Annotated in this window: 25 protein-coding genes; 22 read left to right on the top strand and 3 right to left on the bottom strand. The window is 46.0% G+C overall.

Annotated elements, in window-relative coordinates:
• Positions 1-24: 24 nt before the first annotated feature.
• From AC4EHJ_RS03210 to AC4EHJ_RS03155, 12 genes are all read left to right on the top strand, one after another.
• A complete protein-coding gene (locus tag AC4EHJ_RS03210; protein WP_490974148.1) occupies positions 25-510 on the top strand; it encodes a dihydrofolate reductase in 486 nt (161 codons plus the stop codon).
• 4 nt (positions 511-514) lie between these two features.
• A complete protein-coding gene (locus AC4EHJ_RS03205; RefSeq protein ID WP_490974147.1) occupies positions 515-1240 on the top strand; it encodes a lysophospholipid acyltransferase family protein in 726 nt (241 codons plus the stop codon).
• A gap of 99 nt (positions 1241-1339) precedes the next feature.
• The gene (locus AC4EHJ_RS03200; protein WP_490974146.1) at positions 1340-2179 is read left to right on the top strand and encodes a DegV family protein; all 840 of its coding nucleotides are present in this window, start codon (positions 1340-1342) and stop codon (positions 2177-2179) included.
• Positions 2180-2213: 34 nt separating this feature from the next.
• Positions 2214-3011, top strand: coding sequence for a GDSL-type esterase/lipase family protein (locus AC4EHJ_RS03195; RefSeq protein WP_490974145.1), 798 nt, complete (start codon positions 2214-2216; stop codon positions 3009-3011).
• A gap of 17 nt (positions 3012-3028) precedes the next feature.
• Positions 3029-3610: a YpmS family protein gene (locus AC4EHJ_RS03190; RefSeq protein WP_490974144.1), complete on the top strand. Its 582-nt coding sequence runs from the start codon at positions 3029-3031 to the stop codon at positions 3608-3610.
• Between the two features lie 15 nt (positions 3611-3625).
• The gene (msrA, locus tag AC4EHJ_RS03185; protein ID WP_490974143.1) at positions 3626-4156 is read left to right on the top strand and encodes a peptide-methionine (S)-S-oxide reductase MsrA; all 531 of its coding nucleotides are present in this window, start codon (positions 3626-3628) and stop codon (positions 4154-4156) included.
• Positions 4153-4578, top strand: coding sequence for a peptide-methionine (R)-S-oxide reductase MsrB (msrB, locus tag AC4EHJ_RS03180; RefSeq protein WP_490974142.1), 426 nt, complete (start codon positions 4153-4155; stop codon positions 4576-4578). Before msrA ends, msrB begins: the two co-directional genes overlap by 4 nt.
• 580 nt (positions 4579-5158) lie before the next feature.
• The gene (locus tag AC4EHJ_RS03175; protein WP_490974141.1) at positions 5159-5374 is read left to right on the top strand and encodes a YozE family protein; all 216 of its coding nucleotides are present in this window, start codon (positions 5159-5161) and stop codon (positions 5372-5374) included.
• A 69-nt stretch (positions 5375-5443) separates the two neighbouring features.
• Complete coding sequence (deoD, locus tag AC4EHJ_RS03170) at positions 5444-6148, top strand: purine-nucleoside phosphorylase (protein WP_490974140.1); 705 nt, start codon at positions 5444-5446, stop codon at positions 6146-6148.
• Between the two features lie 134 nt (positions 6149-6282).
• Positions 6283-7827, top strand: a complete 1545-nt coding sequence (locus AC4EHJ_RS03165) for a lmo1851 family serine protease (protein ID WP_490974139.1) — start codon at positions 6283-6285, stop codon at positions 7825-7827.
• A 58-nt stretch (positions 7828-7885) separates the two neighbouring features.
• On the top strand, positions 7886-8767 hold the full coding sequence (locus AC4EHJ_RS03160; protein ID WP_490974138.1) for a CobW family GTP-binding protein: 882 nt from the start codon (positions 7886-7888) through the stop codon (positions 8765-8767).
• Entirely contained in the window at positions 8764-9006 is a 243-nt protein-coding gene (locus AC4EHJ_RS03155) for a hypothetical protein (protein WP_490974137.1), read from the top strand. Before AC4EHJ_RS03160 ends, AC4EHJ_RS03155 begins: the two co-directional genes overlap by 4 nt.
• On the opposite strand, the gene AC4EHJ_RS03150 is transcribed toward AC4EHJ_RS03155, so the two are convergent.
• Positions 8997-10349, bottom strand: coding sequence for an MATE family efflux transporter (locus tag AC4EHJ_RS03150; RefSeq protein WP_490974136.1), 1353 nt, complete (start codon positions 10347-10349; stop codon positions 8997-8999). The two genes, AC4EHJ_RS03155 and AC4EHJ_RS03150, sit on opposite strands and share 10 nt — an antisense overlap.
• Before the next feature lie 131 nt (positions 10350-10480).
• Here AC4EHJ_RS03150 and murG point away from each other — a divergent pair, with 131 nt between their 5' ends.
• The 9 genes from murG (at position 10481) to AC4EHJ_RS03105 (ending at position 22651) form a co-directional block, all read left to right on the top strand.
• Positions 10481-11560, top strand: coding sequence for an undecaprenyldiphospho-muramoylpentapeptide beta-N-acetylglucosaminyltransferase (gene murG / locus AC4EHJ_RS03145; RefSeq protein WP_490974135.1), 1080 nt, complete (start codon positions 10481-10483; stop codon positions 11558-11560).
• 14 nt (positions 11561-11574) lie between these two features.
• Entirely contained in the window at positions 11575-12525 is a 951-nt protein-coding gene (gene dapF, locus AC4EHJ_RS03140) for a diaminopimelate epimerase (protein ID WP_490974134.1), read from the top strand.
• Between the two features lie 51 nt (positions 12526-12576).
• A complete protein-coding gene (locus tag AC4EHJ_RS03135) occupies positions 12577-14208 on the top strand; it encodes a sensor domain-containing diguanylate cyclase (RefSeq protein ID WP_490974133.1) in 1632 nt (543 codons plus the stop codon).
• Positions 14209-14440: 232 nt separating this feature from the next.
• On the top strand, positions 14441-17257 hold the full coding sequence (locus AC4EHJ_RS03130; RefSeq protein WP_490974132.1) for a 2-oxoglutarate dehydrogenase E1 component: 2817 nt from the start codon (positions 14441-14443) through the stop codon (positions 17255-17257).
• A gap of 132 nt (positions 17258-17389) precedes the next feature.
• Positions 17390-18655 carry a 2-oxoglutarate dehydrogenase complex dihydrolipoyllysine-residue succinyltransferase gene (gene odhB / locus AC4EHJ_RS03125; protein WP_490974131.1) on the top strand — a complete coding sequence of 422 codons (1266 nt, stop codon included), beginning with the start codon at positions 17390-17392 and terminating at the stop codon, positions 18653-18655.
• A gap of 90 nt (positions 18656-18745) precedes the next feature.
• The gene (locus tag AC4EHJ_RS03120; protein ID WP_490974130.1) at positions 18746-19336 is read left to right on the top strand and encodes a DedA family protein; all 591 of its coding nucleotides are present in this window, start codon (positions 18746-18748) and stop codon (positions 19334-19336) included.
• A gap of 69 nt (positions 19337-19405) precedes the next feature.
• Positions 19406-19603 (top strand): DUF6501 family protein, encoded by a 198-nt coding sequence (locus AC4EHJ_RS03115; RefSeq protein WP_490974129.1) that lies wholly within the window; start codon positions 19406-19408, stop codon positions 19601-19603.
• Between the two features lie 327 nt (positions 19604-19930).
• Positions 19931-20788: an AAA family ATPase gene (locus AC4EHJ_RS03110; protein ID WP_490974128.1), complete on the top strand. Its 858-nt coding sequence runs from the start codon at positions 19931-19933 to the stop codon at positions 20786-20788.
• A 9-nt stretch (positions 20789-20797) separates the two neighbouring features.
• The gene (locus tag AC4EHJ_RS03105; RefSeq protein WP_490975608.1) at positions 20798-22651 is read left to right on the top strand and encodes a vWA domain-containing protein; all 1854 of its coding nucleotides are present in this window, start codon (positions 20798-20800) and stop codon (positions 22649-22651) included.
• 71 nt (positions 22652-22722) lie between these two features.
• Here AC4EHJ_RS03105 and AC4EHJ_RS03100 read toward each other — a convergent pair whose 3' ends face one another.
• Together AC4EHJ_RS03100 and AC4EHJ_RS03095 are read right to left on the bottom strand one after the other, a co-directional pair.
• Complete coding sequence (locus AC4EHJ_RS03100) at positions 22723-23901, bottom strand: toxic anion resistance protein (RefSeq protein ID WP_490974127.1); 1179 nt, start codon at positions 23899-23901, stop codon at positions 22723-22725.
• Positions 23873-24571 carry a 5-bromo-4-chloroindolyl phosphate hydrolysis family protein gene (locus AC4EHJ_RS03095; protein WP_490974126.1) on the bottom strand — a complete coding sequence of 233 codons (699 nt, stop codon included), beginning with the start codon at positions 24569-24571 and terminating at the stop codon, positions 23873-23875. Before AC4EHJ_RS03095 ends, AC4EHJ_RS03100 begins: the two co-directional genes overlap by 29 nt.
• A gap of 201 nt (positions 24572-24772) precedes the next feature.
• Here AC4EHJ_RS03095 and AC4EHJ_RS03090 point away from each other — a divergent pair, with 201 nt between their 5' ends.
• Positions 24773-25054: a DUF1033 family protein gene (locus AC4EHJ_RS03090; protein ID WP_490974125.1), complete on the top strand. Its 282-nt coding sequence runs from the start codon at positions 24773-24775 to the stop codon at positions 25052-25054.
• Positions 25055-25151: the final 97 nt, after the last annotated feature.

Below are 25151 nucleotides of genomic sequence, written 5' to 3'. Positions count from 1 at the left end.
TTACTAGAACGAGGGGGAGCCAAAATGATTTCATTGATGGTGGCGCACGATCCAAGCTATGTCATCGGCAAAGACAATAAATTGCCCTGGCATATACCGGAAGATCTCGCCTATTTCAAAAAACATACCGTCGGCAAAGGCATGGTCATGGGGCGCAATACGTATGAATCGATCGGACGCCCGCTTCCTAAGCGCCGCAATATCATCGTCACCCGCAATAAAGATTATCAGGCAGAAGGTGCGGACGTTGTGCACACGATTGAAGACGCAATCCGCCTGGCGGAAAGCGTACATGAAGAGGTGATGGTAATCGGCGGCGAGCAGATTTTCCGGTCGGTGCTGGCAATTGCGGACCGGTTGTACATTACGTTGATCCATAAAAAATTTGAAGGTGATACGTATTTCCCGGAGTATGGCGATGAATGGAAGCTTGTGTCGGAATCGGCACAACAATTATCGGGAGATACCCCTTTTTCCTATTTGGTCTTTGAACGAAAGGAACGGTCATGACCCCATGTATAACTCTTTAAGGACCTTTTCGTATTTATTCGGCTATTTGCCAATCGCGGCGGTCAACTTAAAAAAATTCCAAGCTCAAAAAAAGGATATGAATCCTTCCGAATACGATGCGCTGATCCATGCCGAACCTCAAAAATGGGCAGCGGGCATCATGAAAAGGACCAAAAGCGAAATCACGGTGACTGGCTTGGAAAACTTGCTGGAAGGACCTGTACTGTTTGTGAGCAACCACGAGGGCAATTTTGACATTCCTGTGCTGTTGTCTTCCATACCAAAGCCATTTGGTTTTATTTCAAAAAAAGAAGTTAAGAAATTTCCGGTCATACCGGCTTATATGGAAGAAATGAATTGTGTGTTTCTGGACCGCAGCGACCGCAGGAGTGCGCTGAAGTCGATTGGCGACACAGTCGAGAAACTGCAGCAAGGCCATTCAATCTTGATTTTTCCGGAAGGCACCCGCAGCAAAGGCGAAGGGCTCGGGGAATTCAAAGCGGGCTTTATGCGCATCGCAAAGGATTCAGGTGTTCCCATCGTGCCGATCGCCATTAGCGGAACGTCAGAAATTATGGAGAAAAATAATAATAAGGTAAAGTCTGGGACCGTGGCTGTGCAAGTTTTGGAGCCGATTTCCGCCGAAGCCATTTCACAGGACGCCGCGAAAGCGATGGTGGCAGATGTTCGTTCCCGCATTGAAACGGCTTTAGCGGCAAGCGATGGATGATGTTTGAAGCCTCAAAGGCCTTTGTATCGAAGAAAAAACTGTTTTGGGCAAGCCAATTTAAGGAAATGACTATATATTTTTGTACAGAGGAGAGATTGCATGTCGAAAATTCATATTGTTACGGATTCAACTTCAGATTTAAGGCCCGATGTTATTGAAAAATACAATTTGCATGTCGTGCCGTTGAATATTCTCATTGACGGAAAAACCTATTTGGATCGAGTGGACCTGCAGCCGAAGGAATTCCTGGAGCTGATGGGAAAATCAGCTCAGCTGCCGAAAAGTTCGCAGCCTGCTCCTGGTGTTTTCAAAGAATTATATGACCGCTTAGGTAAAGACGGCGACCAAGTATTGTCGATCCATATGACAGGGGGCATGAGCGGGACGGTTGAATCGGCCCGCACTGCTGCGGAATTGTCGGATACTGCCGTAACGGTCATCGATTCAAGATATATTTCTTATGCACTCGCTTTCCAAGTAATAGAAGCTGCTGAAATGGCGGAGCAGGGAAAAGCGTTGGAAGAAATTGTTGCGCGCTTGGATCACGTCCGCGAAAACACGAAACTTTTTGTGGTCGTCGATACGCTGGATAATCTCGTTAAAGGCGGCAGAATCGGCAAGGGCCGTGCCATGATCGGCTCGTTTTTGAAGATTAAACCAATCGCTTCACTGGACGGCGGGGAATATACACCAGTTGCGAAAGCACGGAGTTATAAACAGGTCGTACAGTATTTGATGAACGATTTTAAAGAACGGACTGCTGGGAAAATCATCAAAGGTGTAGGCCTCGTCCATGCAGAAGGCTTGGCGATGGCGGAGCCGCTTCGAGAAAAAATTGTTGAAAGCGGTTTTACGGACATCAGATTTGATTACACCACGCCTGTCATTTCAACTCATACCGGCATTGGCGCAATCGGCTTTATGTTTTATACAGAATAAAAAGAAAGACATTCCAGAAAAGAGGAGAAAGCATTTGAAACGCATCCTGTATATTGTCCTTTTGACTGCGGTAATGTTAACCGGATGCAGCTCATCTTTCATTTTTGGAAAAGAAGAAGCGACACCTCGTGAACCGGCCGCATTCACTAATTATTACGTGCCGCCTAATTTCGTGCCTGATGCACTTGTCGTTACAGCTGTCGGCGATTCACTTTCCCAGGGCGTTGGCGATATAGAAAACCGCGGCGGTTATGTTGGCCGGGTCGCAACTGAAATAAGCGGCTGGCCGGGTGTCCGCAATGCGATAGTTGACAACACTGCGAAGCGCGGGCGGCGGAGTGACCAGCTGCTGGCGATGTTCCAGAAAGAGACTTTGACCGGACCCTTGACTGAAGCGGATTACGTAATGATGACGATTGGCGGGAATGACGTCATGAAGATCGTCAAACGAGATCTTTTCGCTTTGAATATCGAAGCTTTCATGGATGAGTTGGTGTTATACGAAAACCGCTACCGCACAATCTTCGCTTCAATCCGCTCTATCAACCCGACTGTACCCATAATAGCGGTCGGAATTTATAACCCTTTTTCGCTGGTCACCGACGAAGTCGAGGAGTTTGAAGAGATTATTCAGGCATATAACGATACAATGGAAGAAATAGTGGAAGAAGACCCACTTGCCTGTTTTGTGCCTGTCAGTGATTTGTTCGAAGGAAATGATAACCTGGTGTACCATTCGGATTTTTTCCATCCGAACAGCAAAGGCTATGATTTGATGAGCGAACGGGTACTGGAGCGGATGGCCGAATGTGGGTTCAGTTCCCAAGATTAAGGAAGTGAAGATAATAGATGAAATTATGGCGCCTCGCGTTTTTTATATCACTTAGCTTGAACCTTTTGGCGGTTATCGCGTTCTTTATGATTATCACAATCCCTGCTAAAGGCCATAGTTTGGCTGTTTCTGAAACAGCGCCAATTACCGCAGGCAGCGGCAATTCACTGATCATCAATGTGACCAAAGCGGATTTCGAGGGGCTTGCGAATACGTATATTCAGCGGGAGATGGCTAATTCCCCTGTCCCTTTGGCTTTGGCAGTTAATGGGGACGTAAGTTTGTCGTCTGAATTGGAAATTTTTTCAGTGCCCTTGCCGATTTTGCTGAGGTTCGACCCTGTTGTCCAGCCAGATGGCAATTTGCTGCTGGTCCAAAAATCAGTGGAGGTCGGGTTATTGGATATTCCACCCGAATCAGCGCTTAAACTTCTGCGGGATTCAGTGGAATTGCCAGATTTCATGTCCGTTTCTCCGGATGAGGAAACCGTTTTGCTGAAACTCTCAGAGATTCCGATAGACAATGGAGTAGCTATCCGCGCAACTTCCTTTAATTTGAAAGAAGATGATATCCGGCTTCGCGTTACGATCAATCAATAAGAATGGAGTGATTGGATGAAAACCGAAAAAGCGACATTCGCAGGCGGCTGTTTCTGGTGCATGGTTAAGCCGTTCGATTCATATGACGGCATCGAGTCGGTAGTAAGCGGCTATACAGGCGGCGATTTACCGAATCCGACCTACGAGCAAGTTTGTTCAGAGACGACCGGACATTATGAAGCTGTGGAAATCACTTTCCAACCAGATGTTTTTCCTTATGAAAAATTGCTCGACATTTTTTGGTCGCAAATTGACCCGACCGATGCTGGCGGCCAATTTTTTGACCGCGGACAATCCTATCAGACGGCAATTTTTTATCATTCTGAAGAACAAAAGCTGGCAGCTGAAAAATCCAAACAAGAACTGGACAATTCAGGGAAATACGTTAAGCCGGTTGCGACAAAAATTCTGCCGGCCAAACCGTTTTACTTGGCTGAAGAATACCATCAGGATTATTATAAGAAAAACCCTGCACATTATAACCGTTATTCTGTCGGTTCAGGACGTGCAGGATTTATTGAAAAAAATTGGGGTGGACAATCATGAAGGAAGATTTGAAAGCGAAATTGACGCCAATGCAATACCATGTTACACAGGAAAACGGCACGGAGCCGCCTTTCCAAGGCGAATACGACCAGTTTTTTGAAGACGGCATTTATGTCGACATCGTGTCCGGCAAGCCATTATTCAGCTCGAAAGATAAATTCGACTCACATTGCGGCTGGCCGAGCTTTGCAAAGCCATTGGAAGGCACTGAGGTCAAAGAAAGCTTCGACACAAGCCACGGCATGCGGCGGACGGAAGTTCGGAGCGCTACAGCCGATTCACATCTCGGGCATTTGTTCCCGGATGGCCCGTCGTCTTTAGGCGGCTTGCGCTATTGCATCAATTCGGCATCTTTGCGCTTCATACCGAAAGACCAGCTGGACGCAGAAGGCTTATCCGAGTACAAGCAATTGTTCGAATGACTGGATGCCCGGGCAACTGTCCGGGCTTTTTATATGCTTAAACATTAAGCTATATAAGTTGAACGAATGATTTTTAATTGTCGATATTCCGCAAAACAGCTGCGAAGGTATCGACCCAAGAATTGGGGAGATACCTTTGTGACGAAGCGCAGAGCGCTGCAACGCACTTTAATGTCTCGAAGCTAGCGCAGTGATGCAACGGTTTTTCATGTCCCGAAGCTAGCGAAGCGTTGCAGGGACAGAGACAGGAGCAGTACATTTTTCTCCGCTGTTTTGCTCCATATCGAGAGATTCCTTTGCTTCGAAGCTAGCGTAGCGATGCAACGCACTTTCATGTCTCGAAGCTAGCGCAGCGATGCAGAGACAGAAGCAGAATGTTTTTAGCAAGGAGACGAGTGTTCTTCTCGGCTCATAGTGAGAGCCAAGGAGGTGCCAGTAACTTTCGGCAACTCCTTTGCGACGAGCTTGCGCAGGAGCAATCTTCTTTGTTCTGCCCAAAGCGTCCGAAGCGGTGTATAAACATTAACTTCTTTAGGTCAACTTATATAATTGTTAATTTATCTCAGAAGGAGGCTGTTTGATGGAACGTTCTTTTTATCAATTCGCCTTAAAATATCGCGGCAAGCTGGTCGAAGACGACTTTTCCAGATTCGCGGATGCTATGTTTTTGGATCATAGCTTTCCAAGAAGTTCCGATAACTTCGAATTACTGTCGCGTTATGTTGAAGAAAAAGCGCATCCTATCCTAAAGGCGTCCGCATTCGATGCGATGTGGGAGGAATATGAAGGGCTTTAATGCAATGCGTTGCACAACATAGAAAAAAACAGTATGATTAGTACGACTAAAATAAAGTGAGGTTTTAACATGAGTGTTCATATTAATGCAAAAAAAGGCGATATCGCCGATACGATCTTATTGCCGGGGGACCCACTCCGCGCGAAATATATTGCTGAAACATTTTTAGAAGATGTTGTGCAATACAACGATGTCCGCAATATGTTCGGTTTTACAGGCACATACAAAGGCAAGCGCGTTTCTGTCCAGGGGACTGGCATGGGCGTACCTTCAATTTCCATCTATGTGACTGAATTGATGGCTGAATACGATGTGAAAAAACTGATCCGCGTAGGAACTTGCGGTTCAATCCACAAAGATGTAAAATTGCGTGACGTAATCATTGCGCAAAGCGCTTCTACAGACTCAAAAATGAATGAAATCATTTTCAAAGGCATGTCTTATGCGCCTACAGCTGATTTTGATTTATTGTTAAAAGCTTATAATGCAGGTTTGGAAAAAGGCTTGAGCTTGCGCGTTGGGAATGTCTTCACGGAAGACGTTTTCTACAATGACTATGCGGAGCATGAAAAATGGGCGGAATATGGAATTCTTGCACTTGAAATGGAATCGTCAGCACTTTATACACTTGCGGCTAAATACGGGCGCCAAGCATTGTCAATCTTGACAGTAAGCGATCACTTGCTGACAGGTGAAGTGACAACTTCTGAAGAACGCCAAACGACATTCAACGATATGATCATCGTTGCACTTGAAGCGGCAATCCAGGAATAAAGGTTGAAAGTGATTTTCCGTTTTTAGGGCTAATAGTGGAAAAGACTGTTTCGACAGTCTTTTTCTTTTAATATTCACCAAAGCTTGATAAAATCGATACAGCATGAATGGCATTAATGAAAGTGGTGAAAGTAATGGATGAAAAGCGTCCTGGCGAAGATCAAGAACAGGTACAGCCAGTTGAAGAAAAACCCTCTCATTTTATTCGGATGAAGACGTTCTATTTTATAATGCTTGTGTTCACTTTGATTCTTTTTACGGCAGGACTGACAGTCTTTGCCTTGACCTTCGGAGATGAAAAAGCGGTAGAAGTCAATTCCCCTGAGCGGAGAGAGTTCCAAAAGCTCTATACAGCATATGATCAGCTTCAAAACGAATATTATGAAGATGTCGACAGCAACAAACTTATCAATGGCGCTATCAATGGCATGATTGAGTCGCTGGATGATCCATACTCGGATTATATGAACGAAGAAGAAGCTTCACAGTTCTTGGAAGGAATTTCATCAAGTTTCCAAGGAATAGGAGCAGAAGTGCAGGAACGCAATGGCTTTATCAATATCGTTGCTCCGATCAAGAATTCACCTGCTGAAAAAGCCGGACTCAAACCGGGCGATAAAATCACAGAAGTCGATGGAGAAAGCATCCAAGGATTCAGTGCATCCGAAGCGGTCATGTTGATCCGTGGTGAAAAAGGCACAGAAGTGACATTGACGCTGCAGCGGGGCGAAATGGCGGATCCGATTGAAATAAAGATTGTCCGCGATGAAATTCCGATTGAAACGGTCTACGCGGAAATGATCGGCGATAATGTCGCTCATATCCAAGTGACCAGCTTCTCTGAAAATACGTACGATGAATTGCAGAAAGCGATTTCTGATATGGAAGAACAGGGAATGAAAGCAATGGTTATGGATGTCCGGCAAAATCCGGGCGGCTTGCTGACGACTGCGCTTGAAATATCGGACCTCTTTATTGAAGACGGTAAAGAGATGTTTGAAGTGCAAGCTAAAGGCGAAGAGCCTGAAATTTATATGTCTTCATCGGTCGATAAAGTGAAAGTTCCTGTAACGCTCTTGATCGACGGCGGAAGTGCCTCAGCATCTGAAATTCTGGCCGGGGCAATGAGCGAATCGGCAGACGTTAAGCTTGTCGGAGAAAAAACGTTTGGTAAAGGGACTGTTCAGACTGCCAACGACATGACAGATGGCTCGAATTTGAAATTTACAACGGCTAAATGGCTGACGCCGGATGGCAATTGGATCCATGAAAAAGGAATTGCGCCGGATGTGAAAGTTCCATTGCCTGCGTATGCTTCACTTTCTGTTTTGGATCCTTCCGTTGAATTGAAAGATGGCACCATTTCCGAGCAAGTGAAGACAGCTGAACAAATGCTGGCGGCTCTTGGCTATGAAGTGGGCAAAGTGGATGGCGTCTTTGAAGCCAAGATGGAAAAAGCGGTTGAAACTTTCCAGGAGGACAAAAAACTGGAAATTACAGGCGTTGTGACAGGCGACACGGCATTCGCTGTGATGGATGAACTCCGCCTGAAAATAGAAAAAGATGATCCACAGCTTCTAGAAGCTAAAAAGATCATTATGGAAGAAGCAGGCATTAAAGCAAAAGCTGCTGAAGAAAATAAAGAAGAAGAAACGAAAGAAGAAAACACGAAAGAATAACATGAAGGCCCGCGGAAGCGGGTCTTTTCTTACGCTAAAATATATCGAGGGGGATTCGATGAAAGATGTATATTTGTTCAGTGGTTTTTTGGGAAGCGGAAAAACCACGTTGCTAAAACACATTATTCAACAATTGAAAGACCAAGGGCTAGTGCCAGCAGTCTTTATGAATGAGCTGGGTGAAATGAATTTTGATTCTGATGAAATCGGTGACGGGGTGCCACAAAAAGAATTGCTGGATGGCTGCATCTGCTGCACCGGTTCCGAAAAGTCTGAGGCACAGATCCAGACGCTTTTAGCTGAAGAAGACTTCGATGTATTGCTGATCGAAACGACTGGCGCAGCCCATCCGGTCGAAGCGATGGACGCAATTTTTTCACCCCTTTTTGCTGAGCGTTTGAACTTCAAGGGCATCGTTACGGTTGCTGATAGCAAACTCTGGCTGGACCGAGGCAAGCTGTCCCCTCAAATCCGATCGCTGTACCTCGAACAAATCCGCCATGCTGATTTGATTCTTGCGAACAAGATGGATTTGCTGTCGGAGGATGAACAAGCCAAAGTGACATATGAAATACAGTCCTTGAACTCATCCGCACAAATTATCCAGACCGTGCAGGCAAAAGTTCCGATGGCTGCCCTTGAAAAAATTGCCGCCTCTGTTAAAGGGGAGGTCCACAAAGCACCCGTTTCAAAAATGAATCTCAATGCCCAAGTTCTGCTTTTTGATACACCAGTCAAAAGAGAAGTCTTTGAACAATGGCTGCGTGCACTGCCGGAATCTGTGTTTCGCATCAAAGGCTATGTACCGTTGGAAGGCGACAAATATCCACACGCGTTCCAGTATGCATATGGAATGGCGCAATGGCTCCCGGAATACATGAAAATGCGGCCACAGATTGTGCTTATCGGTGAAAATTTGGAAGAGGTGAAGCTTCCGTGATCGAAGCTTACCGGAAACTGTGGCTCAGCCGGAGTGGCACTGGTTCGATTAAGAGCATTGAAGAGCTTGAACAGAAAATCCAGATTGAGTTGAATGATGAACTGACCCATCCACGAGTCCGCAAATCGCGACAGGAAAAACTGGAAATGGCGCTTCAGCGCATAGTCGAATCCGATCTCTCAACAGAAGAAAAAACCGAATTAGCACAACTATATAAAAAGATTGCCGCTCAGGATTGAGCGGCAATCTTTTTTTGTATAGCGATTAAACGTATGGACAAAGTGGCTGCTCCGGCGGTTAATCCGGCGATCAAACCGATCCAATAGCCGAATGGCCCGAAGTCAGTGTAACTAGCCAGCAAATAGCCCACAGGCAAGCCGATGACCCAATAGGAAATAAGCGCCATGATGAACGTGATGTTCACGTCCTTGTAGCCTCTTAATGCCCCTTGTACAGGCGCCTGGATGGCATCAGACAATTGGAACAAGGCGGCAAAAATCAAAAAATGGACTGCTAATTCGATTACAGCCGGGTCCCTTGAATACAGCTCCGCAATAGGTTCGCGCATGAAAAACAGGATAGCGGAGGAGATGAAGCTGAAGGTAATGGCGGAACCAACGCTTAACCAGCTGTATTTTTTCGCATCACTGAAACGCTTGGCACCGACTTCAAAGCCGACAAGAATGGTAGCCCCCATCGATATGCTTAGTGGCAGCATGTATAGCAAGGACGTGAAATTGATCGCTATTTGATGTGCGGCAATCGTAATCGTACCGTATGTGCTCATCATCAGCGTCACCGCTGAGAAGATGCTGGTTTCCGCGAACAAGGAAATGCCGATTGGAATACCAATCAAGGAAATTTCCTTGAAGCGGGCCAGTGAAATTTTCGGCCACTTTGTAAAGATGAAGAAGTCTTTGAACGGTTTTTGCGTATGGACAATCCATACCGCAATCAACAGCACAAGCCAGTAGGTGATGGCGGAAGCCAATCCCGCGCCTGCGCCTCCCAGTTCCGGAAAGCCCCAATTGCCGAAGATAAGCAAATAATTGAAGAAGACGTTTATCGGTGCGGACAGCAGCGAAATGATCATAGACACGCGCGTTGAGCCGAGCGCGTCAATATACGAGCGAAGCGTATTGTAGACGAACAAAGGGACAACCCCGAAGCTTAAAGCGAAAATATAATCGGAGGCGACTGCTTCAACAGCGGGTTCGAGCTCCATGAATCCGAGAAGGTTGTCGATGGAGGTTAAAAAGAAGATAAAGACGATGACCGCCAAGATGATCGACAGGTAAATGCCTTGCTGGACTGCTTCTTTTACTTCTTTTTTTCTTTTGGCACCCATCAATTGTGCTACAATTGGAGTAATGGACATCAATATTCCAGCTAATCCGATGTAAACGGGAAACCAGAACGAAGAGCCGATTGAAACGCCGGCCAAATCTTCGGTTCCATACCTTGAAGTCATGTAGATATCGAAGAATGTCACTAAATACATGGCAACTTGCGTTACTAAAATGGGGACGACGATTTTCCATAGCATCTGAAGTTTCTCTGAAGTGTTAGTGGTTTCGAACATGCTTTTCCTCCAATATTCCTAAGTGAAATCGATAAAATAAATTTAAGTATAGCATAAAAGGCCGACCCTTTGAGGCGGACATCCAGAAAGACGGATAAGCAATTTCAATATGAGAGAGTAGGACTGAAAAAATGAAAAACAGAACCATTTTATTAACAGGCGGCGGAACGGCCGGGCATGTCTCCTTAAACCAGGCATTGATTCCGGAATTGAAGAACATGGGCTTCCATGTAGAATACATCGGATCCAAATACGGCATTGAAAGCGAGCTGATTCCCGATTCTTTCCCGGATGTTCCTTATCACGCAATTGCCAGTGGAAAGCTGCGCCGCTATTTTTCTGTCAAAAACTTTACAGATCCGGTACGGGTCGGGGCAGGACTCTTGCAGGCTCTTAACGTCATCCGAAAAACAAAGCCTGCAGCAATTTTCTCCAAAGGCGGGTTCGTATCCGTACCAGTTGCGATGGCTGGCAAATTGATGTCGATTCCCGTTATTATCCATGAGTCGGATGTCACGCCAGGATTAGCCAATAAAATTGCCATGCCATTTGCTAACCATATCTTTACAGTATTCAAAGAAACGCTTAAGCATGTGCCTAAAGAAAAATCGACATGCACTGGATCGGTCATCCGCAGCGAATTGATGGACGGTTCTGCGGCGAAAGGCAAAGAAATCTGTAATTTTAATAACGACTTGCCAGTGTTGATGGTGATGGGCGGGAGCCAAGGTTCAGCTGTCATCAATGAAGCAGTGCGTTCAAACCTGACGGAACTGCTGAAGCGGTATAATGTCATTCACCTTTGCGGTAAAGGGAATGCCGACAACTCATTAATAGATCTGGCAAACTACAAACAATTCGAATACGTCACTCATGAGTTGCCGCATTTGCTGCACATGACTGATTTTGTCGTTTCACGTGCTGGTTCAAACTCGATTTTTGAATTTTTGGCGTTGAAAAAGCCGATGTTGCTGATTCCGTTGTCGAAGCTGAAAAGCCGCGGCGACCAGATTTTAAATGCGCGTTTATTTCAACAGCAAGGATTTGCGCATGTCGTGGAAGAAGAGGAATTGACGCCGGAACGTTTCCTGGCTGAGATGCAGAAGTTGCAAATGGATGAAGACCTGCTAGTTGATACTATGACAAACGCGGAAGCGCCAAAAACCGCTTATGAAATGGCGAAGCTTGTCGCTGCGCACACAAAGAACTAATTGAGGTGAAAGCAATGGAACTTAAGCTGATGAAAGTACATGGCTCCATGAATACATTTTATCTTTACGAAGGTACAGACCGATCGGATTACGGAACGCTTGCTGAAGAATTGTGCAGGCTGGACCCGGAAGCTGACGGTTTGCTGGCTGTTCTGCCATCAACTACCGCGAACGCGCGCATGCGCGTGTTTAACAAAGACGGATCGGAAGCCTCCATGTGCGGCAACGGACTGCGCTGTGTAGCGCGCTATGTTTGCGAGCGCGATGGGCTGGATGAGGCTGTCATTGAAACGATGAAAGCAGATCTGAAAGTGGAGAAACAGGCATCCGACGGCAGTATTGCCATGTATGCGGTGGAAATCTCCCCGGTTTCGTTTAAGTTAGCTGATCTGCCCATGGCCTATAAGGGCAAGGAAGAATGGATATTGAAACCATTGCCGATTATCTCTGAAACAATCCTTTTCACAGCTGTGGCAGTGCCCAATCCGCATTTGATTGGCATTGTTCCGGCAGAGTTGCAAAAAGGCGGAATACATCAACAAAAATGGGCTGAGTTTTTCAATGGGCCGAATGAGTATTTTTCGGATGGCGTCAATGTCAGTTACGTCACCCAAGTTGAAGACGGGATTTTCGTGAAAACTTTTGAACGGGGAGTCGGATTTACTAATGCCTGCGGAACAGCTATGACTGCTTCCGCTTTAGTGGGCTGTTTAGCTGATCTTGTACCATTCGGAGACGTTTCTGTTTTCAATCCGGGGGGAATGGTCAAGTGTTCAGTTATAAAGACGGAAAGTGGTTATTCACTGCAGTTAGCGGGAAATGCTACGTACCTTTCCAATCATATATTTTCATGGGAAGAGAAAGGCATAAACAGCAGTTTTACGTCTTCAGAACTACTCGAAGAGCAGCGTGATTATGAAAATTTCATCTCGAAGACATCAATGATAAGCGGACAATTCGTGTAAAAGAAAAGAGAGATGTTCATGCGGGGGCCTTTTACAAAAAAGCAAATGGATATGTTGTATGGAAAAACAGAAAACCTGATTTATTTTATGCGGCAGACAGAGGATACGTACGAGTATCAATACGTGAACGCTGCAGTACGGAGAGTATTCCAGAAAGATTTGTCAGGCTTAAGTTTAGATGAAGTCATGCCTCCTCATTTAGCGGAGGATATTAAAAACCAGTATAGGATTGCGATGCAGCAAGACGCGGTCCACACATATAGGGACTATAATTTGTTCAGTAAAGAACACGCGACGAATGAAACTTCCATCACGCCGATGGAACATGAAGGTGAGATTTTTGTTTTGGCTGTTTCAAAGAATGTCGCCATACAGAAAAAGATTGAAGAGGAATATCTATTCTACCAATCGCTCGTCCTCAACTCAGTTGACCCGATGTTGATGATCACCTCGGAATTCATCATCTTTGATATGAACCTGGCCTATTCGAAAACGTTTGGAGTGGAAAAACGCGATTGGGTCGGAAAGCCTTATGGCGAACTGCCATTTGTGGATGACGAAACGTTCAATTATGTGTTGTCAGAGCTAAATAGCTTTAAAACGCACCGGAACGCGAAGCCGCTTTTCATTAAAAGGAAAAAACAAGACGGCGAAGAAGCCCTTTTTTCGGCGAATTATTCTCCTATTCTGGAAGGCGGGGAGATCCGGGCATTCCATATCATTTTGCGCGAGCTGACAACGGAATATCTATTGAAACACGAGTTAAAAAAAACCGAACATATTCTGGAGAGTTACAAAAGCGCACTCAATTACGCAGCTTTGGTAGCAATCTGGAAATCATCTGGAGTCATCGAGTTCATTAACGATAATTTTAAAGGCACAACCGGCTATGAAAGAGAAGATTTGCTGGGTATGCATATTTCCAAAATCGGCAAAGCGGTCATTGCTTCCGAACAATACAATGACATCAAGAATGTCGTGGCGTCCGGCAACATCTGGCGGGGTGAATTGAAGAGCCTGAAAAAGACCGGGGAATTTTTCTGGATCGACACAACGATCATCCCATTACCCGGCGAAAAGGGAAACGCCGGGCAAATGCTAGCCATCATGTTTGATATCACAGACAGAAAAAGTTTGGAAGAGCAATTGCATTTCATGGCTTACCATGACAGTTTGACAAAATTGCCGAATCGCTTGGCGATTGTCCGGAAGTTTGCTGAGATGAAAGCAGAGGCAGATTTGAACAACGAGCAGCTTGCGATCATTTTCATGGACGGCGATGACTTTAAATTAGTCAACGATCAGAATGGCCACGAGGTTGGGGATGAGTTTATCTACCGTTTCGGCCAAGCTATCCAGAATAGCATACGCAAACAGGATATGGCGGCGCGCATCGGCGGCGATGAATTTTTAATCGCATTGTCCGGCTTGGATCCACTACAAGCTGAAGATCAAATTCATCACATAATCGGCCGGATCAAGGCGTCGCTGGAGCGCGGCTGGAAAATAGGGGATGTCCATTTTTCCCCTACTGCAACTTTAGGTGTTTCTCTTTATCCAAGCCAGGGAAAGTCGATGGACGAACTTGTAAATAAAGCCGACCATTCGCTTTATATCGCCAAACGCAAAGGCAAAAATTCGGTGCTTTTTTATAAAGAAGAGCACCTGAAAACCTTGGAATAGCTCACTTACAGCCACGTCGGAGCTATGAAATCGCTTTCATTTCCGTTAAGTGAATCTTTTCAGGCAAAAGCATTGTTTTTTTCAATAGAAGTAGTAAGATTGATATGGAAATTTGTTCTTCAACTGTTGAAACGCCTTCCGCTTTATGTATAGTGGGATGCGTGATAAAATATGGAAGATACACATATACTAAAAGTGACTGCCTAGAGGCAAAAAGTTGGAGGTTATTTGAATGTCTACCAATTATTCAGAAGAAAAATCACCCTGGAGTTCCATTACCGGCCCAAACCTTGGCTATGTAATGGAAATGTACGATTTGTACCAGGAATCTCCAGAATTGCTCGATCCGGAATTTGCTGAGATGTTCAAGCAGTATGGCCCACCAGCAGAAGTTGCTCAGGCATCTTTTGCACCTGCCAAAACGGCTGCGGCCAGTGTTGATTCCAGCAAGTTCGGCAAAGTTCTGGCAGCGGTCCAACTGGCGGAAGCAATCCGGGCGCATGGCCATCTTGCGTCGGATATCTATCCATTAAAAGACCAGCCGAAAGATTCTTCGCGGCTGGAAGCTTCTGCGTATGGTCTGACAGACCAAGACTTGAAAGAAGTGCCGGTATCGCTTCTATTAGAAAACGCACCGACGGAAGTTGCCAACGGCTTACAGGCAATCGATTATTTGAAATCGCTTTACACGGATAAAGTAGCTTTTGAATTCTCGCACATTGTCCAGTTGCAGGAACGCAGCTGGATTCAGTCGAAAATCGAAGCAGGGGAGCTAAAACCTTCTTTTGCGGCTGATAAAAAGAAACAAATCCTTGACCTTCTGACGCGCGTTGAAGGCTTCGAGAAATTCGTTCACCGGACATTTGTCGGCCAGAAGCGTTTTTCAATCGAAGGGGTCGACTCATTAGTCGTCTTGATGGATGAGCTTGTCCGCCTGTCGGAAGCAAAAGGCACAGAGAAAATAATGATCGGGATGGCTCATCGCGGTCGTTTAAATGTGCTTACGCATGTGTTGAACAAACCATACGAAATGATGTTTGCCGGTTTCGCGCATGTGCCTGATGAAACCTTTTTGCCGGAAGACGGTTCTGTGGAAATAACTAAAGGTTGGTTCGGTGATGTGAAATACCATATGGGAGCTTCCTATACGTCTCCGAAAGGTTTGAACATCAAACTTGCGTACAACCCTTCTCACCTGGAAATTGTCAGCCCGGTTGTTGCAGGCTATACGCGTGCAGCACAGGAATTGACCAACCAGGCAGGAGCGCCAGTTATTGATTCGAAAAAAGCTTACGCGATTCTTGTGCACGGCGATGCCGCTTTCCCAGGGCAGGGCGTTGTCACGGAAACATTGAATTTCAGCCGCATACGCGGTTACCAGACTGGCGGTTCTGTACATATCATCGCCAATAACCTGATTGGCTTCACGACCGAGCAATTTGATTCAAGATCAACGCATTATTCATCGGATCCGGCTAAAGGTTTTGAAGTGCCGGTTATCCACGTCAACGCCGACCATCCGGAAGAAGTGGCAGCTGTGGCGAAACTTGCTTTTGAATACCGTGAAAAATTCGGCAAAGACATCTTGATCGACCTGATCGGCTACCGCCGCTATGGACATAACGAAATGGATGAACCGCTTGTGACGAATCCGATGATGTACCACGGCGTACATGAGCATGCTACTGTCCGCGAACTTTACGGACAACAATTATCTTCTGAAAATGTACTGACTGAAAGTGAAGTCAAAGCGCTTGATGCAGACACTCAAAAGTTGATGCAGGCGGCTTACGATAAAGTGAAAGAAAGCAAGTCGGAAGAAACACACGAAATTAAAATACCAGAAGCTGTATTGAATGGCTTTCCTGAAGTTCAGACTGGCGTAGGCCGTGAGTCTTTGGAGAAGATGAACCACGAATTGCTGACTTGGCCGAGCGAGTTTTCTGCTTTCGGCAAATTGGCACGCATCCTTAAGCGCCGCGAAGAACCTTTCAATGGCAAAGGGAAAATCGATTGGGCGCACGCTGAAACTTTGGCATTCGGTTCGATTATCCAAGAAGGAACGCCTGTCCGTTTAACTGGACAAGATGCACAGCGCGGAACTTTCGCACACCGTCATCTCGTGCTCCACGACGATAAAACCGGCGAAGAGCTTGTGCCGCTCCATCAAATTTCAGAAGCGAAAGCTTCGTTTGCCGTGCTTAATAGCCCATTGAGTGAAGCTTCCGTAGTTGGCTATGAATATGGCTATAATGTCGAAAATGACAAGGCATTGGTCCTTTGGGAAGCACAATACGGTGATTTCGCCAATATGGCTCAGATGATGTTCGATCAGTTTATCTCAGCAAGCCGCTCGAAATGGGGACAAAAATCCGGGCTTGTCATGCTGTTGCCGCACGGCTACGAAGGCCAAGGCCCTGAGCATTCAAGTGCCCGCCTTGAAAGATATCTCCAAAATGCAGGCGAAAATAACTGGACGGTAGCGAACCTTTCAAGTGCAGCAAATTATTTCCATATCTTGCGCCGCCAAGCGAAAATGCTGGGGGAAGAATCGATTCGCCCAATGATTATCGTGACGCCAAAATCACTTTTGCGCCACCCATTAGTCGGTGCGGAAGTCGAAGATTTGGCTGAAGGCCAATTCCAGACAATCATTGAACAGCCTGGAATGGGAACGAAAGAGAAAAAAGTGGAACGCATCTTGTTTGCAAGCGGTAAGATGGCCATCGATTTGGCTGAGCGGGTAAAAGACGGCAAAGGATTCGACTGGGCGCATATCGTCCGTGTGGAACAATTGTATCCATTCCCTGCTGAGAAAATCCAAGCGATTGTTGACCGCTATCCGAACGCCAAGGAATTGGCTTGGGTACAGGAAGAGCCTAAAAATATGGGTTCTTGGACATTTGCAGAACCGTATTTGCGCGATATCGCAAACGGCAAAGACGTGGCTTATTACGGACGCATCAAGCGTTCAAGCCCTGCAGAGGGCGACGGCGAAGCGCATAAGGCGGAACAAGGCCGAATCCTTGACGCTGCATTGTCAAATTAAGAAATTATAAAAACAGGGTAAAACCCGTGGTAGTTATAAGGACCGAATCGGACTTAAATGGCCACAGAATTCCGCTTTACAGCGGACTTCATGTGGACCATTCAAGCGAGACATTCTAAGGAGGAATTTTTTGTGGCAGAGATTAAAGTACCTGAATTAGCAGAATCGATTACAGAAGGAACAATCGCGCAATGGCTTAAACAGCCAGGCGATACAGTGGAAAAAGGGGAGTTCATCGTTGAACTGGAAACAGACAAAGTCAATGTTGAAGTTATCTCTGAAGAAGCAGGCACTGTGCAGGAACTATTAGCGCAAGAAGGCGACACAGTTGAAGTCGGCCAAGTTATCGCAATCGTTGGAGCTGGCTCAGGCGCAGCTGCTGAACCTAAAGCACAAGAACCTGCGAAAACAGAAGATGCGCCTAAAGCTGAAGCTCCTGCAACGCAAGAAGCTGCACCAGCAGCTCAAGCAACTGAAGAGCAGCCTTCTTCTGACCGCACGATCGCTAGCCCGGCTGCCCGTAAATTGGCACGTGAAAAAGGCATTGACCTTGCTGCGATTTCCCCTGTAGACCCGATGGGCCGCGTACGTGTACAAGATGTTGAGGCACACGTTGCTAAACCGGCAGCGAGCGCATCTGCACCTGCTGCTAAAACAGAAGCTCCAAAAGCTGCTGCACCATCTTCTGATGAAGAAAGCGGACGCGTTGTGCGCGAGAAAATGTCGCGCCGCCGCCAAACAATTGCGAAAAGATTATTGGAAGTTAAACAATCTACTGCAATGCTGACTACGTTCAACGAAATCGATATGACGAATGTTATGGCGCTGCGCAGCCGCAAGAAAGACCAATTCCAGCAAAACAACGACGTTAAGCTTGGATTTATGTCATTCTTCACAAAAGCTGTTACAGCTGCTTTGAAAAAATACCCGTATGTCAACGCTGAATTGGATGGCACGGATGTCCTTTTGAAGCAATTCTTTGATGTCGGCATAGCCGTTTCAACTGAAGAAGGCCTTGTCGTACCAGTTGTTCGCGATACAGACAAGAAAAACTTTGCTGAAATCGAAAAATCGATTGGCGATTTGGCTCTAAAAGCCCGCGACAAAAAACTTTCGATCGCTGATATGACTGGCGGTTCGTTTACAATCACAAACGGCGGCGTATTCGGTTCATTATTATCTACACCTATCTTGAACGGTACACAAGTCGGGATCCTTGGTATGCACACCATCCAAAAACGCCCGGTAGCTATAGGCGATTCAATTGAAATTCGCCCGATGATGTACGTTGCGCTTTCTTATGACCACCGTGTCATCGATGGCAGTGATTCAGTCGGATTCTTGAAAATGGTTAAAGAATTAATTGAAAATCCTGAAGATTTATTGCTTCAAGGTTAATATTTTAAGAAACAGATGCCCCTGAATTGCAGGGGTGTCTTTTTTTTGGGATGATAGTAAGAGATGAGTGCCGAAAGGCGGCCGATGCCGATGGATTTATCCCGATTAATGGAGTTAGTAATAGAATACGGCTATATCAGCATGTTCGCATTCAACTGGCTGCTGTTGTTCGGCTTGCCAATTCCGAACGAAGCCGCCGCCGCTTTTTCAGGCATGTTGACGGAAATCAGTTATTTTACACCGATATACGCTTTTTTAGCCGCCTACCTAGGGCTGATTAGCAGCAACACATTTGCTTATATGCTGGGCCGCATATTCGGGCAGCGTCTGCTGCACCGTTTAGAAAAGACGTGGTTGAATAAAACCATCGCACGCTTTTCCATTTTTTTGGACAAGCATGGCAAGATGGCGATATCATTCAGCTTTTTCTTGCCCGGTATACGTTGGGCGATGCCTTATGTCGTCGGTGCAAACCGCTATCCCTTTGGCCATTATGCGCTTTACGCATACACTGCAGGCTTTGTATGGATGTTTATCTACTTCAACATCGGGCGCACGTTCCCTTATGCCTACGAATCGATTATCAGCCATCTTCAAGGCTTCTTGTTGACGTTGTCACTGCTGGTCGTTGCCGGGTCTATAATACGGATGTTCTGGCTTTCAAAAAAACAGCGCAGCTGAAGGGGTTTGAATTTTGCACAGAGTTTCCTTATACTGAAGTTTATAGACTTATAGAAAAGGATGATTTATGTGATTCACAATGACTGGCTGACGAAAGAAACAATCCGGACGATAACTTGCAAGCATACCGACGCGGCTAAATTCCTGGTTTCCAACGTATTGACCGTTGGAAAAACCTATGAAGTAAAAAACGAAACGGATGAATTCATTTTCGTTGTAGACAACACCGGAAAAGTTGGCGGGTTCTACAAAACATATTTCGAATAAGAAAAGCGGAAACAGCCGTTTAGATTCGACAGGCAAGTTCTGGGCAAATCCATTTGGCCAGAACTTTGCGACGAAGTACGAAGTGCTGCAACGTATTTTAATGTCTCGAAGCTAGCGAAGCGATGCAACGGTTTTTCATGTCCCGAAGCTAGCGAAGCGTTGCAGGGACAGAGACAGGAGCAATCGGTTTTTGATAAATTTCCGAAGCAGCGCTTTTTGCCACAAAGCTGGGTTGGCTTATGACCCGAGAATCTGGCCGTTAGAGCTAGCCAATAAAAAACTGCCGATGATGCTTCATCGGTTTTTTTCATGGAAAGAGGGACTAATATGAATTTTATCGAAAGAGATTTTCAAAGCAGAGAAAATCGCGACCATACCGGCTATGAAAAACTGGTTGCAGAAGGCGGCTATATTTCACCCGATGCTGATTTATGGCATGACATCCTGTCAGCTGTGGTGCTTCGCAAACCAGTCTTATTGAAAGGACCGACTGGGGCTGGCAAAACAAAGCTTGCAGAAAGCATTTCCGCCGCCTACGGCCAGCCAATGCAAAGCATCAACTGTTCGGTGGATTTAGATGCAGAAGCGCTGCTCGGTTTTAAAACCCTGGTGCAACATAAAGGAGAAAGCCGGATCGAGTTTATCGAAGGGCCGGTCGTTACGGCGATGAAAAAAGGCCAATTTTTATATATCGATGAAATAAATATGGCGAAGCCGGAAACGTTGCCGATTCTTCACAGTGCACTTGACCACCGCCGGATGATGACAAATCCTTTCACTGGGGAAGTGATAGAAGCCCATCCTGATTTTGGAGTCATAGCAGCAATCAACGAAGGCTATATTGGGACGGCGCCGATGAACGAAGCGTTAAAAAACCGTTTTATCGCATATCCAATTCCCTATTTGGCTGGCGACCAATTGCGGAAACTTTGGGACCGTGAATTTCCCGGCGTCGATCCCGACTTGAAACAATTCATCCTCAATTTGGCTGCGGATTTGATGAAGCAAGTGGAAAATGGATTGCTATCAGAAGAAGCTGCGTCGATCCGAAGCTTGCTTGACGCAACAGCGCTTTCTCAGCATATGGACCCGATGCGGGCAATCCGCTATGCCATAGCGGAAAAACTTGAAGATGCAAGTGAACGGGAATTGTTCATGAACCTGGCCCATACTTGGAAGAAGTAGGTGAAGCGAATGGCTTCGGTCAACCGATTTATCCAATTCAATAATGAAACCATCGATACAAAGCTGCTGCACGGGATGGAAATGCTTGCGGGAGCATTGGCTGATGCGCCGTACTTGAAAGTGACGACGCGCAAATTGGTTGAATTCCGCCCTTCGGAATCGTCGTTATCCATCAGTGTATTCTGGCGCCACAGGGCACAGCATATTGAACGCCTGGGATACAAATCGGATATCTATTTGATGGCCGCGGGATTCTGGCGGGATTTTGATGTAAATGCATGGCGCACATTCATCAGCAAAAATTCACCGCTGCCTGAATTGAAACAACAATTGCTGTTATGCGCGGAAGAATTCAGGCTGAGCGAAAAAATCAAGAAAGCGCGTCCCGGTACTACTGAAGCGTTTAAGATCCGCGAAGAGACATATGCTGGTTACCACAAAGACCGTTACAAAGGAAATCGGCAGAAAGGTTTTGCAGCGGACGCCTTCCTGAATGCTGCTTATCTGCGCTTGCGCAGCATTGACATTGCGGATACGGAAGAATGGGAACCGCTTTTTTTCATGTGGAGCAGAATGTTCGATGCTCAGTCGACAGCCGATTCCGTTGAAGTCGTTGGAGCGATGATGGACCGGCTGGAATACGTATTTGAAGAGGATTTGGTCCACGGCTATTATACATTCGGGGAGACGATCGGAAAAAATCAGCCATTCCGCTACCACGAAGGAATTCAGCCCGATCAAAGCGAAGTTGAAGAAAAGATAAATACGATAGAAGAGTGGTTCCAGTCATGGCATCGGGAATCGGAACCTTCCGAATCGGCAGCGATGGAATTTGAACTTGAAGAAGGCGGTTCAGGCTATGCCGAAGGCGGCCGTGAAGAAGACGGCAGCGGGGAAGTGGAGCATACCGCAAAAGGCGATTCGCGCGGAGAACATAAAGAAGACAACACAGCGGATGACCGGCAGATGGCGAGTGCCGCAAAACAAGCTGGCACAAAATTCGGCAATGCCAATAATCGAGTCGTTTATACGGAATCCCGCATCCAAATCGCCGCCGGGCAGCGGGGGCAGATTGAAGAATGGCGGCGCAAACAAGCGCCTTATGTAAAATCGCTGCTGCGCGAATTGAAAAAACGCATGATGCAAAAACAGCAATCCGTTAGAACCAATTTAAATGCAGGACGGTTGTCGAAAAACTTGCTGCCGCTCGTCATAGAAGACCGGCCCAAGCCATTCTACCGCAAATCAGCGCCGTCAAAGGAATTGGATGCTGTATTTTGCCTGTTGATTGATGGCTCTGCATCGATGATCGATAAATTAGACGAAACGAAACAAGCTGTCTTGCTGTTCCATGATGTTTTGCGCGGACTTGGTGTGCCTCATGAAATTGTGCTGTTCTACGAAGATGCTTACGAAGCAAGTGATGACCGACAGCCTAATTATTTTGAGTGGATGCATAAAATGGAAGATGGTACGCTTGACCATGCGGATGCCATCGCGTCCATGGAAGCGCACGAAGACAACCGGGATGGCTTTGCTATCCGCTGGATGTCGGACCGCCTGCGCAGCCGCCAGGAAAAGCACCGCTTTTTGCTGGTTTTCTCGGATGGTGACCCATCTGCCTATAATTACGCGGAAAACGGTGTTGTCGATACAGCGAATGCCGTAGAGGAAGCGAAAAAGCAGAACATTGAAGTGCTACATCTGTTCTTGAGCAACGGAACGATTTCTGATGAACAGGCCGCTTTTTACCGAATGATGTATGGCAATAAATCCGTCAGTGCCGACTCGATCGATCATTTTGTCGATCAGACTTTGCGGCTGCTGAAGCGGACGTTGCATTTGATCATCCAATCGGTTTAAAATTTTTCACATAAAAGAACGGCTGGAGAAAAAGGAATCCCTTATTCTCCAGCCGTTCTATGGTTATGCTATTATTGTTTGCCTTCACGGTCGTCCTGAATGGCAAGAAGGCGCTGCTTCAGATCTTCTTCCATGCGGCCGATTTCGATTTCTGCCGCTTTACGGTTTTTGCGCCCCTCAGCTTGGATGCGGAGGGTTTCTTCGATTGTATTAAGCAAGTTTTCCTGGGTCTGTTTCAAAGTTTCAATTTCAACGATGCCACGCTCGTTTTCTTTCGCCGTTTCAATCGAGTTCACTTTCAGCATCTCGGAATTCTTCAACAGCAATTCGTTCGTTGTCGCTGTCACTTGTTTTTGCGCTTCGACAGCTTTCATTTGGCGATTCAATGTCAGCGCAATGGCAATTTGGTTTTTCCAAAGGGGAATAGACGTCATGATCGAAGATTGAATTTTCTCCGCCAACGTCTGGTTGGTCTGCTGGATCATGCGGATCTGCGGTGCGCTTTGGATGGTGATTTGCCTCGACAATTGGAGATCGTACAAGCGTTTTTCCAACCGGTCAAGGAATTGTGCCATGTCGTTGACTTCCTGATAAGCCATTTGGTCATTTGACGCCTCGGCTTTCCTGCGCAAAGCGGGAATGGTTTCTGTCAGAATTTCATCACGCTTGATTTCGGCAGCTGCGATATAGACGTTCAATGCTTGGAAGTAAGTCTTATTCTGGTCATAAAGCTGCTCAAGCATTTGGACGTCATCCAGCAAGCCGCGTTTCGAATGGTCGAGCTGGATGCTGATGCGGTCGACTTGCGTGCTGAGTTTTTGGTATTTTGTCATCATTTCCTGGACCGAGTACTTTGCTTTCGCAAATATTTTGCGAATACCGCCGCGTTTCTTCTGGGACAATTCTTCGGGATTAAGTTCCTTCAACTTTTTCATCAAGTCATTAAGCACATCACCGACTGGGCCGATGTCTTTCGACTGGACATGGTCGAGCATTTTATGCGAAAACTGGCTGAGCTGGTTTTGTGCGTTCGCGCCGTATGTCAGGATCGCTTCGTAATTGCCGGCAGGAATCTGTTTAGCCAGTTCTCGGGCTTTTGCCTGCTCGTCTTTCGTCAAACGCTCCATTAGCGCTTGAGGTTTACCGGATTCACTGGCTGGCAAATTGGGCTGCTCTTTAACAGCTTCCATGCCGAAAGGGTTGCCGAGCAAATCATCCAGTTCACTTTGGTTTGATCGATTCTGTGTCATGGTCCACTTCTCCTTCATTGGCGTCAGGTAATTGGTGAAGCAATTTCTGGTTCTGATGCTGATCGACAGTCAAACGGGCGTAATCGAGCTCCATCCGTAGTTTTTCTACGTCAGAAGACAGCGTGAGCTTTAAATCGCGCTCAATAACGCTGTTTAAGGACGTCAGCATTTCCCGCGTATCTTGCAAAGTCGCTTTTAATTCATGGTCTTTGACCGGCAACCCGACCAACATGGTGTATTTTTCGGTCAATTCCAGGGCAGAATCCAAATGGGAATAAAAAAAGGGTTCAGCCAAATAGAATTTCCGTGGGTTTTGCTGCACTTGGATGATGATTTTGTTGGACACTTTCACCATATTCATCAATTGCTTGAATGATGAAATGGAGCGCACCCGGTAATACTGGCTTTGCAAAAGCTTTATTTTTTTTCGGGCTTCTTTGATCTGGACACGGACATGCTTGTATTCACTGCGTGTCATACCCAGTTTTTTCGAATCGGAAGTTATCTGGACTTGCTTGATCGTTGTGTTGCTGGCCAGATAAGTTCCAGCTGCAACAGCCCCAGAGGCTATTAGCCCAATTTCAGCCCCTAAATAAAAGATGGGGAACATGACGGTCATCAAAGGCAGGCTGATTGTTTGCCGTTGGATGAATTTTTCAACAGGCTTCATAAATATAACCTCCTAGTACTCCTGCTCATTTATACGTTTCAGCGGGTGAAAAGTTTCAAGTTCACTCCATATACCTCATATTTTACAGCTTAGGAGAAGGCAATACAAACTTCAGGGCTGCTTGAGATGCCTGCAAGCTCTGGACAGAATTACGATTATTTGGCACAATGAATAATAGGAAGAAAAATGGGAGTTGATGAAATGCATGAAATCATTTATGTGAAAAGCTTCTACGAGCCATGGTGGATGCTGGAAGGATGGGAGCAAGATATCGTACAGCGAAAATCTTTTACTACCATAGAAGAAGCAATCCGCTTTAAAAACGAATTGGCGGATTCACTGCGCACAACATATCCTGAGCATAAGAAAAAAGGGGAAGATTTCGACGTTTATTGGAAAAAAGGAGATCTTGAATGGTGCCCGGACTGCGAAGAGGATCTCCAGGTATATCATGGAATAATCCAGCTGCACACTGAAAAATAATTGATGATATTATTAGAAAAGTCAGATTTCGTAGATAATAGTTGATGAGCGTGTATATTGGTACACTATCTAGTAGGTGCAAAGCCCGATGAAAAAG

It is taken from the genome of Planococcus sp. TJ-301 (genome assembly GCF_058268475.1).
Note: the sequence above shows the minus strand (reverse complement) of the source record. Positions and strands in the feature narration are given on the sequence as shown.